At 67.2% G+C, this 14,530-nt stretch carries 15 protein-coding genes; 9 read left to right on the top strand and 6 right to left on the bottom strand.

The window, feature by feature from the left end; all coding sequences use genetic code 11:
* Nucleotides 1-4: 4 nt before the first annotated feature.
* A complete protein-coding gene (locus ACOYR4_RS16115; RefSeq protein WP_422847299.1) occupies nt 5-790 on the bottom strand; it encodes a transporter substrate-binding domain-containing protein in 786 nt (261 codons plus the stop codon).
* Nucleotides 791-1,047: 257 nt separating this feature from the next.
* Between ACOYR4_RS16115 and ACOYR4_RS16120 the strand changes: the two genes are divergently transcribed.
* Nucleotides 1,048-1,296: a hypothetical protein gene (locus tag ACOYR4_RS16120; RefSeq protein ID WP_015014994.1), complete on the top strand. Its 249-nt coding sequence runs from the start codon at nt 1,048-1,050 to the stop codon at nt 1,294-1,296.
* A gap of 29 nt (nt 1,297-1,325) precedes the next feature.
* On the opposite strand, the gene ACOYR4_RS16125 is transcribed toward ACOYR4_RS16120, so the two are convergent.
* Nucleotides 1,326-2,588 carry a phospholipase D-like domain-containing protein gene (locus ACOYR4_RS16125; protein ID WP_422849677.1) on the bottom strand — a complete coding sequence of 421 codons (1,263 nt, stop codon included), beginning with the start codon at nt 2,586-2,588 and terminating at the stop codon, nt 1,326-1,328.
* Between the two features lie 191 nt (nt 2,589-2,779).
* Between ACOYR4_RS16125 and ACOYR4_RS16130 the strand changes: the two genes are divergently transcribed.
* Together ACOYR4_RS16130 and ACOYR4_RS16135 are read left to right on the top strand one after the other, a co-directional pair.
* Nucleotides 2,780-3,706 (top strand): peptidoglycan DD-metalloendopeptidase family protein, encoded by a 927-nt coding sequence (locus ACOYR4_RS16130; protein WP_422847300.1) that lies wholly within the window; start codon nt 2,780-2,782, stop codon nt 3,704-3,706.
* Between the two features lie 88 nt (nt 3,707-3,794).
* Nucleotides 3,795-4,331 carry a pseudouridine synthase gene (locus ACOYR4_RS16135; RefSeq protein WP_422847301.1) on the top strand — a complete coding sequence of 179 codons (537 nt, stop codon included), beginning with the start codon at nt 3,795-3,797 and terminating at the stop codon, nt 4,329-4,331.
* Nucleotides 4,332-4,350: 19 nt separating this feature from the next.
* On the opposite strand, the gene ACOYR4_RS16140 is transcribed toward ACOYR4_RS16135, so the two are convergent.
* Together ACOYR4_RS16140 and gstA are read right to left on the bottom strand one after the other, a co-directional pair.
* Nucleotides 4,351-5,061: a glutathione S-transferase family protein gene (locus ACOYR4_RS16140; RefSeq protein ID WP_422847302.1), complete on the bottom strand. Its 711-nt coding sequence runs from the start codon at nt 5,059-5,061 to the stop codon at nt 4,351-4,353.
* Entirely contained in the window at nt 5,061-5,669 is a 609-nt protein-coding gene (gene gstA / locus ACOYR4_RS16145) for a glutathione transferase GstA (RefSeq protein WP_422847303.1), read from the bottom strand. The genes ACOYR4_RS16140 and gstA overlap by 1 nt, the downstream gene beginning before the upstream one ends.
* Before the next feature lie 132 nt (nt 5,670-5,801).
* Between gstA and ACOYR4_RS16150 the strand changes: the two genes are divergently transcribed.
* Together ACOYR4_RS16150 and ACOYR4_RS16155 are read left to right on the top strand one after the other, a co-directional pair.
* Nucleotides 5,802-6,692 (top strand): LysR family transcriptional regulator, encoded by an 891-nt coding sequence (locus tag ACOYR4_RS16150; protein WP_422847304.1) that lies wholly within the window; start codon nt 5,802-5,804, stop codon nt 6,690-6,692.
* Nucleotides 6,693-6,789: 97 nt separating this feature from the next.
* Nucleotides 6,790-7,344 (top strand): dihydrofolate reductase family protein, encoded by a 555-nt coding sequence (locus ACOYR4_RS16155; protein WP_422847305.1) that lies wholly within the window; start codon nt 6,790-6,792, stop codon nt 7,342-7,344.
* A 36-nt stretch (nt 7,345-7,380) separates the two neighbouring features.
* On the opposite strand, the gene ACOYR4_RS16160 is transcribed toward ACOYR4_RS16155, so the two are convergent.
* Complete coding sequence (locus ACOYR4_RS16160; RefSeq protein ID WP_051022730.1) at nt 7,381-7,875, bottom strand: DUF2242 domain-containing protein; 495 nt, start codon at nt 7,873-7,875, stop codon at nt 7,381-7,383.
* Nucleotides 7,876-8,540: 665 nt separating this feature from the next.
* Between ACOYR4_RS16160 and ACOYR4_RS16165 the strand changes: the two genes are divergently transcribed.
* The 4 genes from ACOYR4_RS16165 (at nt 8,541) to ACOYR4_RS16180 (ending at nt 13,420) form a co-directional block, all read left to right on the top strand.
* Complete coding sequence (locus tag ACOYR4_RS16165) at nt 8,541-8,978, top strand: thermonuclease family protein (RefSeq protein WP_110961022.1); 438 nt, start codon at nt 8,541-8,543, stop codon at nt 8,976-8,978.
* 150 nt (nt 8,979-9,128) lie between these two features.
* Nucleotides 9,129-10,427 (top strand): MFS transporter, encoded by a 1,299-nt coding sequence (locus tag ACOYR4_RS16170; protein ID WP_422847306.1) that lies wholly within the window; start codon nt 9,129-9,131, stop codon nt 10,425-10,427.
* A 150-nt stretch (nt 10,428-10,577) separates the two neighbouring features.
* The gene (locus tag ACOYR4_RS16175) at nt 10,578-12,182 is read left to right on the top strand and encodes a DUF1800 domain-containing protein (protein ID WP_422847307.1); all 1,605 of its coding nucleotides are present in this window, start codon (nt 10,578-10,580) and stop codon (nt 12,180-12,182) included.
* Between the two features lie 11 nt (nt 12,183-12,193).
* Complete coding sequence (locus ACOYR4_RS16180; RefSeq protein ID WP_422847308.1) at nt 12,194-13,420, top strand: DUF1501 domain-containing protein; 1,227 nt, start codon at nt 12,194-12,196, stop codon at nt 13,418-13,420.
* 98 nt (nt 13,421-13,518) lie between these two features.
* On the opposite strand, the gene ACOYR4_RS16185 is transcribed toward ACOYR4_RS16180, so the two are convergent.
* Nucleotides 13,519-14,436: a DHH family phosphoesterase gene (locus ACOYR4_RS16185; protein WP_422847309.1), complete on the bottom strand. Its 918-nt coding sequence runs from the start codon at nt 14,434-14,436 to the stop codon at nt 13,519-13,521.
* Nucleotides 14,437-14,530 lie beyond the last annotated feature (94 nt).

Consider the following 14,530-nt stretch of genomic DNA (forward strand, 5'->3'; position numbering starts at 1 on the left):
GCCATCACTTCAACCACTTGTCTGCCGCCTGCTTGATAGTGCCCCGGCTGTCCACCAGGCCCCACACAAAGCCCATCACGCGCACATAGTCGGCGTCGTCGGTGGGCAGCATGAAGCCCAGGTAGTTCTTGGGCGTGAGCGGTGCGTCCGCAAACGCTGCGGCCAGGCGCGGGTCGGCCTTGGCGTAGTGCAGGGCTTCGTACGTTTCGGTGATCATCACGTCGCCCTTGCCCTCGGCGATGAGTGCGGGGATCTCGGCGTTCTTGTCGTGCGTGCTGACCTGGGCGGCCTTGAGGTTGGCCAGCACATAGGTTTCGTTGGTGCCACCGGGGTTCTTGATGACGCGCACGGTGGGCTGGTTCATGGCGTCCACGCTGGTGTACTTGGCCTTGTCGGCCGCGCGCACCAGGGCGACTTTGCCAAAGGGTGCGTAGCCGGGCAGCATGTCAAAAATGCGCATGCGGTTGACGTTGCGGGTGATGCCGCCCACGGCCACGTCGAACTTGTCGCCCTGCAGGTCCTTCACCAGGTTGGGCCACGAGGTCTGCACGTACTCGATCTTCACCCCCAGCTCCTTGGCCATGGTTTCGATCACGTCGATGTCGTGGCCGCTGTAGCCCGCGTCGGTCTTGATGGCAAATGGGCGGTAGTCGCCGGGCGTGCCCACGCGGATGACCTTGGCCTCCATGATCTTGTCCAGCCGGGGGCCGGCATGCGCGGCCTGGGAGACGAGGGACATGGCGGCAAACAGGGCGGCCGCAGCCACGGCGAGTGTTTTCTTGGGGATCATGGGAAAGGGCTCCAGAAGACAAAGGGGTGCAGAAGGGATGAATCGGCCCGCCCGGCCAATGCTGCACGCACCAGCCCAGGCGGGACCACCAAAGAATACGCCAGCACCAAGCATTCAACGTGCCATGTGCGTGTCACTGTGCGTGCCCCATGATGGCACCGCGCAGGCACTGCCACCCTGCTGGGTTACCCTGCATGCCCTGAAGGCGCTGCCAACGGCTGGCGCGCCCCCCACCCCCCTTCCCAACAAGGAACCCCATGAAAAAACTCAACGTCACCATCCAGCTCGAAATGACCGTGCCCGACGACTGGCAACTGGTCGAAACCTCGGAAGGCACGCCGGTCATTCAGATGGCCGACAACAAGTTTCTGGACCTGGCCATCGAGCCCCTGTTCGCCAACGACCCCGAAGACATGTGGAGCAGCAGCGAAAACGAAGACGAGCTCAACGAAGTGCTGGAGATGGTGGAGAGTGAAGAAGTGGCGTACGAGTTTGTGACGCACTGACCCGTGAAACACCGGGCGCTGCAGTCACCTCACAACTGCGAGCGCAGCAGCCCGGTCATCTTTTCGTGCAGCTTTTCGCTCCACGGCCGCTCCAGCCAGGCCTCATAGGTCACGCGGCGTGACCGCTTTATGTCGTCTTCAAACACCTGCGTCTGGCGCTGCGCAAACGCGGCGTCATACACGTTCAGGTTGGCCTCGTCGTTCAGGCGGAACGAGCGGTTGTCAAAATTGGTGGAGCCCACCGACACCAGCAGCTGGTCCACGATCATGACCTTGCAGTGGTACATGGTGGGCCCGTACTCGTAAATCTCGGCCCCGGCCTGCAGCAGCTCGCCCCAGGTGGCGCGGGATGCGGCCTTCACCGTTTCCGTGTCAGTGTGCTCGCCGGGGGTGACCAGGCGCACGCGCACGCCGCGTGCCAGCGCATCCATCAGCAGCTTGCGGGTCAGGTCGTCGGGCACAAAGTAGGCCACCGACAGGTCGATGCTGTGCTCGGCCGCGGTGATGGCCAGGTGGTACATGAGCTGCATGCTCTCGCTGCCGCTCGACGGCGAGCTGGAGAACATCTGCGCCTTTTGCCCACCCGCCGGAGCAATGGCTGGGAAGTACGCCTCGCCATGCAACACCTTGCCAGTGACCTTGAGCCAGTTGTCCAGAAACGTGGCCTGCATCTGCGCCACGGCGGGGCCGCGCACCAGGTAGTGCGAGTCGCGCCAGTGCTCGGGGTCTTGCGCGTTGCCCGTCCACGCGGGCGCAATGCCCACGCCGCCGGTAAAGCCCACCTGCCCGTCCACCACCAGCAGCTTGCGATGGGTGCGGTTGTTCAGGCGGGCCAGGTTGTACCAGTGGGGTTTGTGGAACTTTTCAATCAACACCCCGGCGTCCTTCATCTCGGCCAGGTAGCTCTCTTCCATCTTGGCGCTGCCCACCCAGTCCAGCAGCACATGCACGGGCACACCGGCGCGGGCGCGCTCGCTCAGGGCGTCGGCAAACTGCTTGCCGATGTCGCCCGACCAGTAGATGTAGGTTTCGAAGGTGACGCTTTTCTGAGCGGATTTGATCGCGGCCAGCATGGGCGGAAAGATCTGGTCGCCGTTGATCAGCTCCGTCACCGCATTGCCGCCCACAATGCCCGGGCCCAGCAGGCTGCCCAGGGCGCGCTCGAACTGCGGGTGGGCGGTGCTGTACAGGCGTGGCAGCTGTTGCTGCACTTTTTTCTCGCCTGCCGTGAAGTTGAGTGCCAACAGGACAAGGGCCCCCGTGGCCAGGGCCGTGAGCAAGACAGTGAGCATGGTGGAGCGGCGGCGAGGGGCGGCGGAAGGCATGGCGCGATGGTAGGTGGCGCCATGCCGCGGCGATGTAGGTGGACGCCGCCAACACCGGGGGCACAATCGCCCCTTTCCGGCCGTGACAGCGGTGCGCTTTGCTCCCGCGCCAGCTCCTCGCGCTGCCTCTTTGTTTTTTGCTCTCGCCCTTCTCTGCCGTGCCTGAATCTGCCCGCCCTGTTCCCCTCCGCCCCACCCTCTCCGTCACCCGCCGCAGCGCCTTGATCGGCACGGCGGGCCTGCTGGCGCAGCCCGCCCTGGTAGCGCCCCTGCACGCCAAGCCTCTGCCCCCCGCACCCACGGTGTGGCCCCAGGCGCTGCAGGTGCCCGGCGGCGTGGCACGGCTGTCGCTGGGCCCGGCGGCCACGCGGCCGGTGGCGCAGGTGCGCCAGGGCGAGGTGGATGTGCCGCTGCGCGTGGTGGGCGATGCCATTGAGTGGACGGCCATCGTGGGCATTCCGCTGGCGGCAGCACCGGGCGATGCCTTCATCAGCGTGCTGCCCGAAGGCGGCGGCACCCCGCGCCTGGTGCACTACAGCGTGGCCCCCAAGCAGTACAAGGAACAGCACCTCAAGGTGTCGCCCCGCACGGTGGACTTGTCGCCCGAGGACCAGGCCCGCTACGAGCGCGAGCGCGACCACCAGGCCCAGGTGATGGCCACCTTCACCGAGCAGCCCGCCGGCGTGGCGCTGGCATCGCTGCGCATGCGCGTGCCCGTGCCGGGGCGGCGGTCCAGCTCGTTCGGGCTGCGCCGCGTGTTCAACGGCCAGCCGCGCAATCCGCACAGCGGCATGGACATTGCCGCCGCCACGGGCACGCCCATCGTGGCGCCGCTGCCGGGCCGGGTGATTGACGTGGGCGACTACTTCTTCAACGGTGGCACGGTGTGGCTGGACCACGGCCAGGGCCTGCTCACCATGTACTGCCACCTGAGCAGCATGGAGGTGCGCGTGGGCGATGTGCTGCAGGCAGGCGACGCGTTCTGCAAGGTGGGCGCCACCGGCCGCGTGACCGGCCCGCACCTGCACTGGGGCGTGATGCTGAACCGCACCATGGTGGACCCGGCACTGTTCGTGCCGGCCTGATGGTGCAGGGCTTCATTACTATGCAATTGATAGCATCCAGTGCATATTGCACTAGCGCATCCGGCCCTTTTTGCTTGAAACCAGCCCCATGACCTCGTGCCTGATCCGCTTCAACAAACCCTACGGCGTGCTGAGCCAGTTCACGCCCGAGGGCAAGTGGCAGGGTCTGAAGGACTACATCGACCTGCCCGGCGTGTACGTGGCCGGGCGGCTGGACGCCGACAGCGAAGGGCTGCTGCTGCTGACCAACGACGGCAAGCAGCAGGCCCGCATTGCCGACCCGCGCTTCAAGATGGAGAAGACCTACTGGGTGCAGGTGGAGGGCATCCCCAATGAGGCTGCGCTGGCCGCGCTGCGCAACGGCGTGGTGCTGAACGACGGCCCCACCCTGCCCGCCCGCGCACGGCTGCTGGAGCCCGCACCCCAAGTGTGGGACCGCACCCCACCCATCCGCGAGCGCAAACACATCCCCACCACCTGGATCGAACTCATCATCCGCGAGGGCCGCAACCGCCAGGTGCGCCGCATGACGGCCGCCGTGGGCCACCCCACGCTGCGGCTGATCCGCGCGGCCATCGGGCCGTACACGCTGGACGGGCTGGCGCCGGGCACCTGGGCGGATTGAGCTGGTAGGCGTGCGGGGTCTACGCGGCCACCGGCTGCATGCGCCGCGACAGGGCTGACCCACGCGCGCGCAAAAAGGCCCGCAAGCCCTCGGCATAGTCCGCACCCACGGCCTGCTGCACCGAAGGGCGCGCCGCCAGCGCTGCGCGCCACTGTTGCACCAGCGGCAAGCCGTGCCAGAGCGCCAAGTCATCCATGCCTGGCAAGGTGTCGATGACGTCGAAGTACCGGAACACCGGGCCAAACACCACATCCACCATGCCAAAGTGCGGCCCCGCAAAGTACGGCCCCGGTGCGCTGCGCTGGCCCAGCGCCTCTTCGATCTGCACAAAGCGGCTGCGCAGGTCTTGCGCGCGGGCCTGCAGCGTGGCCTCATCCTGCGCGGCGTAGAAGGCGCCGATGGTGTTCAGCACCGCTGAGCCAAACTCCATCCACGCCCGGTGGCGCGCGCGCTGCAGCGGGTCTTGAGGGTGCAGCACGGGCATGGCCACCTCGTCCAGGTATTCGCAGATCACGGCCGACTCGAACAGGCTCTGGCCGCGCACCTGCAAGACCGGAGTCTTGCCCAGCGGCGAGATCGCCAGAAACCAGTCGGGCTTGCGGGCCAGGTCGATGGTGCGGCGCTCAAACGCCAGGCCCTTTTCGTGCAGCACGATGGCCACGCGCTGCACATAGGGGCACAGCGCGTGCGAGACCAGAGTGAGCGCAGCGGGCGCTGTGGTCTGGGCCATCACGACAGCAACCCCTCGGCCCGCAGCGCAGCCTGCACCTGCGGGCGGGCCGCCACGCGTGCCATCCAGGCCTGCAGGTGCGGGTAGGCAGTGAGCGGGATGCCCAGCAGGTTCGACCAGTTGACGATGGTGAAGCCATAGGCATCGGCCACGCTGTAGCGGCCCGCCAGAAAGTCGCTGCGCGACAGCACGGCGTCCATCTCGGCAAAACGCACAGCCAGCTTGGCCTTGACGGCCTGGCGCGTGGAGTCGGCCGTCTCCTTGTGCCAGAGCCAGGGGCTGAAGCCCTTGTGCAGCTCGGTGCTGACGAAGGTGAGCCACTCCAGCACGGCCAGGCGCTCGCTGGAGCCGGGCTGACCGATGAATGCGCGCGACGGGTCCAGGTCGGCCACGTACTGCAGCAGCGCCGCTGCTTCGGTGTGGCGCGACTGGTCGGCCAGCTCCAGCAGGGGCACATAGCCGCGCGGGGAAATGTCGAGGTAGCTGGCACCGGTCTCTGTGGTGTGGTGCACCAGGTCCACCTCGACCAGATCGAACGGAACGCCGACCTCGCGCAGGGCCATGTGGACGGCGAGCGAGCAGGCACCGGGGGCGTAGTAGAGCTTCATGGGAACGGGGCTTTCTGTAAAAAGGGTTGGAATATGTCGCTCCTCGGCACCCACGGATACCCATCGGTACACAGCGCCGGCCAGCGACAGGCAAAATCTACGCTTGCAACAACGCAAACAAAATAAGCAACCATGAAATCAACCGTTGCATCAGTGCAATACCAGCTGGGCGCCGCCGAGCTGGAAGTGCTGTTGGCCATGGTGCGCACCGGCACCCTGGCCGCCGCCGGGGAGCGGCTGGGTGTGGACGCGTCCACGGTGTTCCGCGCCATCCAGCGCATTGAACGCGGGCTGGGCCAGTCGCTGTTCGACCGGTCACGCGCTGGCTACCGCCCGTCGGAACTGGCCCAGGCCCTGGCCGAGCAGGCCGAGCGTGTGGAAGCCGCCCTGGAGGCCGCCCGCTCTGCCGCGCAGGCACAGCCCGAACAGGTGTCGGGCACGGTGCGCATCTCCACCACCGACACCATCCTGCATGGCCTCATCGCCCCCGCCCTGCAGCTGCTGCAGCCCCGGCATCCGGCCTTGGTGTACGAGCTGCATGCCGGCAACGAGCTGGTGAGCCTGACGCGGCGTGACACCGACATCGCCGTGCGCGCCACCAAGCGCCCGCCGCAGCACCTGGTAGGGCGCCAGCTGGGCATGATCCGCTCGGCCCTGTATGCAGGCGCTGCCAGCCCGCTGGCCCTGTCGGACGTGGAGGCCGGCCGCGCCGCCTGGATTGCGCCCGACGACGCGCTGCCCGACCACCCTTCAGTGCGCTGGCGCAAGAAGCAATACCCCCGGGCACAGCCCACCTACCGCGTCAACAGCCTGCTCACGGTGATGGAACTGGTGGCCCTGGGCATGGGCGTGGGGGTGCTGCCCCTCTTTCTGGCCCAGAGCCGCAGCGACCTGCGCCCGCTCACGGGCGCGCTGGCCGATGGCGAAACCGAGCTGTGGCTGCTGACCCACCCGGAGTCGCGCCACCTGCGGCGCATTGCGACGGTATACGGGCACCTGGCGGAGACGGTGCAGCTGCCTTGAGTCACCTGGGGCCTCTGGCCGATGAATGCACCGGGCAGACCCCACCCGCGCCTGCTGCCAGCACGTTGTCAGCAGCCGGTCCCTACAGTGCGCGGGCATGACCACTACACAGTTCTACGGCGGGTCCAGCCTCGACGGCTTCATCGCCACGCCCGACCATGACCTGGACTGGCTGCTGCAATTTGGCGAGATCGAAGGCTCCAGCTACCCCGAATTCATCCGCAACGTGGGCGCGCTGGCCATGGGCTCACACACCTACGAATGGATGCTGAAACATGCCATCGATGCGGGGCAGCCCTGGCCGTACACACCGCCCACCTGGGTGTTCAGCACACGCACGCTGCGCAGCATTGCGGCCGCCGATGTCCGCTTTGTGCGTGGCGATGTGCGGCCCGTCCACCAGGCCATGGTGCAGGCCGCAGCAGGCCGCAATGTGTGGGTGGTGGGCGGGGGTGACCTGGTGGGGCAGTTTGACGATGCAGGCCTGCTGGACGAGCTGATCGTGCAGGTGGCGCCGGTCACGCTGGGCGCGGGCACCCCGTTGTTTCCGCGCCGTGTGGTGCAGCCGCCGCTGCAGCTGCAATCCGTAACCACGCTGGGCGGCGTGTTTGCCGAGCTGCGCTACCGGGTGCCGCCACGCTCCGACCGCTGAGTGCCTGCGTGCGGGCGTCTGTCCCGCCAGGGCGGCTCAGTCCGCCAACGCCTGGTCGATGACCAGGTAGCGTTTGACCAGGTCAAAAAAGCTGTCGTAGAAGGTGTCTTTGGCAATGGTCTCGCTGCCCACCTTGACCAGCGATTCGCTGCTGGACGAAAACGGCAGCGACACCGACCCGATGGCGCCCACGCCCACGCTGGCGGAGTTGTTGGTCTTGCGCAATGCGTAGGTGTCCTGCGTGGCGGTGACAAAGCCCAGGCTGACCTTGCCGTCGTTGGCCTCGGGCACACACACCACGCGCACCACCATCTGCAGGTGCGACTCGGGCTCGGGCTGGAAGCTCTTCTTGCCCTCGACCAGATCGGCCGAACTGGACGAGATGACGTAGCCCTGGCTGAGCAGCGCGCGGCGGGACGCCTCGCAGGTCTGGGCCGGGGTGGCATCAAACAGGCGCGAATAGGTGGCAACCGAGCCAAAGTTTTCCTGCACGCCAAACGTCTTGACCCCCGTGCTGGTGCAGCCTGCCATGACCAAGGTCGCGCCACAGGCCAGGGCCACGGCGGCAGCGCGCACAAGCGCGGATGGGGAGGCATGGAATTCTGTGGACCAGGGGAAACGCAAAACCGGGACTCCTTGGGTGGTGGGTGGCTAGTGTGCTGTCCCGTAAATAACTGCACATGAAATCGCGTCCTCACCCCCAGGGCTGCGTTGCAACTCCTCGCGATAGCTACGGCTATCACTGCGGTTTGCGCCTTGCCCTGGGCGCGATGCCATCGATTTCATTTCTTGCAGCTATTTGCGGGACAGCACACTAGTGCCGACGATAACAAGCTCAAACCAAACGCGAAACGAACGCGCTGGGCAATGCACCCCATTGTCACAGCGCCTGGGGTGTCTGACGGCAGTAACCGCTCCCGGTTCCCCATATTCTTCGCGCCGTGTACACATCGGTGTGGTAACACCTTGAAGCAAAAAAGCCCGGCGCTGCGCTGAGTGCCAGAAAGGACTTCGGAGCAGCGAACAGGCGCCTCGCGCCAGCCCCTGTGTCTGCCTGCCACCCCATTCCGGCCAATCGCAAACGCTATACTATTCATAGCTATCAAGGCACGCTGCCGTAGCGCATCCGGCCACAATCAGCCCGCTGCAGCCCCCACACCGCCGCCGGCGCCCACCCACCCACATTCAAGCCCCCAGTGCCCCTCGCCGCCTCCCTGCTTTGCCTGGTCGTCGCCATCAGCGACGGCGACACCCTCACCGCCCGCTGCGGCGCCCCCGGTGCCTACCAGCAGGTCAAGGTGCGCATCGCCGCCATCGACGCGCCCGAATCCCGTCAGGCGTTTGGGCAGAAGTCGCGACAGCATCTGGCACAACTGTGCTTTCGGCAACGGGCCACGCTGCAACCGGTGGACGAAGACAGCTATGGCCGCATGGTGGCGCAGGTGCGCTGCGGCGGGACGGACGTAGCCACGGCCCAGGTGCGCGCTGGCATGGCCTGGGTCTACACGCCGTACGCCAGCGGCTATCCCCACCTGGCGCCCCTGCAGCGTTCTGCGCAGGCGCAGCATGCGGGCCTGTGGTCCCAGAAGCGCCCGTTGGCGCCGTGGGACTACCGGCACCGGCATCGTCGTTGACTGCGCCGGGGTAATTTGCAAAGAGGCGTCTGCGTGGCGGCTTTACCAGCCCTTGACAGCAGACCGCGCCCACAAACGCTAGCATCGGCGCTCCCGCCCACGGGTGCGGCGCCATGCCTGCCGTACACCCCACACGTCCCGACCCCGTCCATGCCCACCCCAGAGCCGACCACCCCGCACGCCGCCGTTACCGCGCCAGAACAAGCTGCCAGCGTTTACCGCCACGCGGGTTTCCTTTCTTTCCTGATCGCCCGCGTGGTGGCCGTGGTGGCCACCCAGGTGCAGGCTGTGGTAGTGGCCTGGCAGGTGTACGACCTGACCCGCCAGCCCCTGGCGCTGGCCTATGTGGGGCTGGCGCAGTTTCTGCCGATGCTGGCCCTGCTGCTGCCCGCGGGCGACCTGATCGACCGCTTTGACCGCAAGCGCATCCTGGCACTGGCCTGGTCGGTGGGCGGTGTGTGCAGCGCCTTGTTGTGGTGGCTGTCGGGCCACGGCAGCAGCGGCGTGGCGGGCATTTATGCTGTGCTGGTGCTGTATGGCTGCGCCCGCGCGTTCTCGGGCCCGGCCATGCAAAGCCTGTTGCCGCAGATCGTGCCGCGTGCGCAACTGGCCCAGGCCATCGCCGCCAACAGCATGCTGATGCGCATGGCCAGCATTGGCGGGCCGCTGCTGGGCGGGCTGCTGTACGCGCTGGGCGGCGGCGAGCTGACCTATGCCATCTGCTGCGCCTGCTTTGTGCTGGGCGTGGCGCTGCTGCTGCGCGTGGTGGTGGCCCATGCCACGGCGCCCGGCCCCGCACAGGGCACGATGCTGGAGCGCTTTGGCGCGGGCATCACCTTCATCCGCACGCGGCCCATCATTCTGGGCACCATCTCGCTGGACCTGTTTGCCGTGCTGCTGGGCGGCGTGGTGGCGCTGCTGCCCATCTACGCACAAGAGGTGCTGCATGTGGGCCCGGCAGGCCTGGGCGCGCTGCGCAGTGCCATGGCGGTCGGCGAGGTCAGCGCCGGGCTGTACCTGAGCATGCGGCCCTTCAACCGCCATGTGGGCCGCACCATGTTCATCGCCGTGGCGGTATTTGGCGTGGCCAACCTGGTGTTTGCGCTGTCCACGCTGTTCTGGCTGTCGTTTGCGGCGCTGCTGGTGGCTGGCGCCGCCGACATGGTCAGCGTGTACATCCGCGGCGCGCTGGTGCAGTTCTCCACGCCCGACTCCATGCGTGGGCGGGTGAACGCGGTGAACATGCTGTTCATCGGTTCGTCCAACGAACTGGGCGAATTCCGCGCAGGCACGAGCGCCGCTTGGCTGGGCGTGGTGCCTGCCGCCATCGTGGGCGGACTGTGCACCCTGGGGGTGGTGGGTGGCTGGATGCTGGCGTTCCAGACCCTGCGCAAGGTGGACCGTTTTGAAGAGGCCGCGCAGGCTACGGGCGCGGCACCTTCGCCGTAACGCGCATCCTGCGGGGCGAGTCACGAAACCCCTCGATACATCCTCGCTGGCGTTTGTATCGCGCAGGTAAAACCCGCTGCGCCGCCTTGCACCCGGTGGATCGCAGCGGCACCATGGGGGTCACCATTGGTTGGCAGCCAGCGAGGCACCATGACCCCCCACTCCCCTCCGCCCCTCCACCGCCGCACGCTACTGCTGGGCATGGCGGCTTTTGCGGCCTTTGGCGCCGGGCCCTCGGCCCAGGCTGCGCCCCCTGCATCGCCCAACGCCGTAAGCACTGGCGGCTGGGCGTCCGCCGACGAACCCACGCAGGCCCACCTGCTCGACCGCGTGACCTGGGGCTGCACCGGCCAGGGCGTGCAAGCGCTGGGCGGCTTAGGCATCAGCGCCTACCTGGCAAGCCAGCTGCGCCCCGGTGGCAACGCACCGTTGCCGCGCGAGGCCCAGGCGCAGATCGACGCCATGACCATCTCGCGCACCCCCATCGAGGCGCTGGCAGCCGACATGGAAGCCCGCCACCGCGCCGCCAAGGCCCTGCCTACCGAAGACGAGCGCAAGGCCGCACTGAAGACATGGCAGCAGGACATGCGCGCCCTGCAGCAGGAGGCGGCCGCCCGGTTTGTGCTGCGCGCGCTGTATTCGCCCACCCAGTTGCGCGAGAAGATGACCTGGTTCTGGATGAACCACTTCAACGTGTTTGCCGGCAAGGGCAACCTGCGCGCCCTGGTGGGTGACTACGAGGAACGCGCAATACGCCCCCACGCACTGGGCCGCTTTCGCGACCTGCTGGGTGCAACCGCGCGGCACCCGGCCATGCTGCGCTACCTGGACAACGCGCAGAACGCCGCAGGCCGCATCAACGAAAACTATGCGCGCGAGCTGATGGAACTGCATACGCTGGGCGTGGACGGCGGCTACAGCCAGCAGGACGTGCAGGAGCTGGCCCGCGTGCTGACCGGCGTGGGCGTTTCGCAGCGGCCGCCAGGTGACGAGCCACCGCGCATGAAGCCCGCGCTTCGCCGCCACTACGTGCGCGACGGCCTGTTCGAGTTCAACCCCCACCGGCATGACTGGGAGCCCAAGACGCTGCTCGGCCAGCCGCTGCGCACCGAGGGCCTGGCCGAGGTGGACGAGGCGCTGGACCGCCTGGCGCGCGCGCCTGCCACCGCACGCTTCATCACGCGCAAGATCGCGCTTTTTCTGGTGGGAGACAACCCGCCGCCCGCGCTGCTGCAGACCCTGGCCCGCAGCTTTGAACGCACCGACGGCGACATTGCGGCAGTGCTGGAAACGCTGTTCCACACGCCAGAATTCCGCGCATCTCTCGGCCAGCGGTTTCGGGACCCAGTGCACTATGCGCTGGCGGGCCTGCGACTGGCCCATGGCGACGCTGTGCTGCCCAGCACCGATCCGGCACTGGCCTGGCTGCAACGGTTGGCCGAGCCCCTGTATGGCCGCGTCACGCCCGACGGCTACCCGCTGGACTCCGCGTCGTGGTCGGGCTCGGGGCAGATGAGTACGCGCTTTGAAATGGCGCGGGCCCTGGGTGCAGGCGCTCTGGCAACCCCGCCAGCAAGCGATGACGCAGCGCCCCGCGCCGCGCCGCGCATGCCGCCCGCCCTGGCGCAGACGGCTTACGTGCGCGCCATGGAACCCACCTGGTCCCCGGCCACGCGCAACGCATTGGCGCAGGCCACCTCACCGCGCGAATGGAATCTACTGTTCCTCGCGTCCCCCGAGTTCATGCACGGCTGAGGAGAAGCTTCATGCTGCACAGACGACACCTTCTCCAGGCCCTGGGCGCCAGTGCCCTTGGTGCGGGCCTGGGCGTGCACAGCGCCAGCGTGCTCGCCGCACCCCGCGCGCAGGACACGCGCTTTCTGCTGGTGTTCTTGCGCGGTGGCTACGACTGCGCCAGCCTGCTCGTGCCTACGGCCAGCAGCTACTACTACGAGACGCGGCCCAACATCGCCATCGCCCGGCCGGGGCAGGAAGGCGGCGCACTGCCGCTCACAGCCGACTGGGGCCTGCACCCGGCACTGGCGGAATCGATGCTGCCGCTGTACCAGCAGCACCAGCTCGCGTTCGTGCCGTTTGCGGGCACGGACGACCTCTCGCGCAGCCACTTCGACACGCAGGACAGCATCGAGCTGGGCCAGCCCCTGGGCAGGCGGCGTGACTACCGATCGGGCTTTCTGAACCGACTAGTGGCCGAGCTGAACCCGCGCGGCGATAGCACTGCAGCGGCGCTGCAACCCATGGCGTTTACCAGCACCCTGCCCTTGGTGCTGCGCGGGGCGGTGGATGTGCCCAACACCGCGCTGAGCGCAGGCGCCGGGCGGGGCGGTGTGGATGCGCGGCAGGCCGAACTCATCGCCTCCATGTACCGGGGTACAGCGCTGGCCACGCCGGTGAACGAAGGCTTTGCCACCCGCGACGAAGTGGCCCGCACCATGCAGGGCGAGATGGAAGCCGCCAGCCGCAATGCGCTGAGCACCAAGGGCTTTGAGGGCACGGCCCGGCGCATGGCGCGGCTGATGCAGTCGCGCTACCAGATCGGCTTTGTGGACGTGGGCGGCTGGGACACCCATGTGGGCCAAGGGGCTGCCACCGGCGCGCTGGCCAACCGCCTGGAGGAACTGGGCCGGGGCCTGGCAGGCTTTGCCGACGAGATGGGCCCGGCGTGGAAGTCCACGGTGGTGGTGGTCATCAGCGAGTTTGGCCGCACCTTCCGCGAGAACGGCAACCGGGGCACAGACCACGGCCACGGCACAGTGTTCTGGGTGCTGGGCGGCGGGGTGAATGGCGGCCGCATCGTGGGCGAGCAGCAGGCGCTCACGGCCACCACGCTGTTCCAGAACCGCGACTACCCCGTGCTCAACGACTACCGCAGTGTGCTGGGCGGGTTATTCGCGCGGATGTACGGGCTGAACGCGGCGGCCGTAGCGCGGGTGTTTCCAGGGACCCAAGGCGCGGACCTGCGATTGGTCTAGCCGCGCTCGCGCTCCACTCCGTTCACTATATTTTTGATAGCTTCTCAGGCATGCAGTTGTATCGCTTCGGGCGATTTTCTCTCCAAATCACACCAGCACTACGCGTTGAAGATGCCTGTCAACAGTTCGGGCAGGCGCTCCACCTTCATCTTGAAGCCGCAGGCCTGCGCGTGGCCGCCGCCGCCCATGCTTTCGGCCAGCGCGATGCAGTCAAAGTTGCGCTGCGAGCGCAGCCCCACCTTCACGCCCTTTTCGCCCGCGCTCCACATCAGCGCAAAGGTGCCGGTCTTGGCCGAGAGGATGTCGCCCACCAGGCTGTGGAACATGCCCGGGGCATTGACCATCAGGCCCGTGATGCCGTTGAATACCAGCGGCTGCGCGCCTTCGGCAATGTCGGCGCAGAGCTTGCGGTACTTCTGGTCCATGGCCTCGCCGCGCACCATGAACTGCTGGAGCTGCTCGGGCGTGAAGTCTGCAATCTCCCGCCAGCGCGCAAAGCCTTGCTCTTCCATGTCCAGGGCCGAGAGGAAGGCGGCACTCTCGGCAAACTCCCACTTCCAGATATCGCGGTCTTCCACGTATTTGAACAACGCAGGCATCGGTTCGTGCGGTTGGAAAAACTCCCACGCCAGCCGCGCGCCCGACTTGTTCATGTCGAAGTGCACCACGCCGCAGCGGCAGGCAAAGCCGGTGAGCTTTTCGGCGGCGCTCTTGTGGTGGTCCAGCATGACCAGCTTGGCGGCACGCTCATCGATGGCGGCCATCACCTCGTTGGCAAACGAGAAGTCGAGGATGTACACCGCGCGGCCTTGCAGGGGCGGCAGGTCGTCCACGGTCTTGACATCGCCGTGGTCCAGCCCCACGTATTCAGCCTGGTCGCCGTAGTACAGCCATGCCGCCAGCGCCGCGCCAAAGCCATCAGGGCAATTGCGCCCGTGGTAGAGGATCAGCGGCGCGGGGTCGTTCTTGTCGGGGGCAACCAGCAGTTGCAGGGGGAGTATGGTTTTCTTCGTCATGGCCCCCGATTGTCGCCGGGGCATGGCAGGACACCGAGCTCAAACTGCGCAGCCAGAGCATCCCCACCCCGTCAAAGCAGCGGAACCAACGCCG

It is taken from the genome of Acidovorax sp. M14, from assembly GCF_049331375.1.
In the GTDB taxonomy this organism is placed as follows: Bacteria; Pseudomonadota; Gammaproteobacteria; order Burkholderiales; family Burkholderiaceae_C; genus Acidovorax.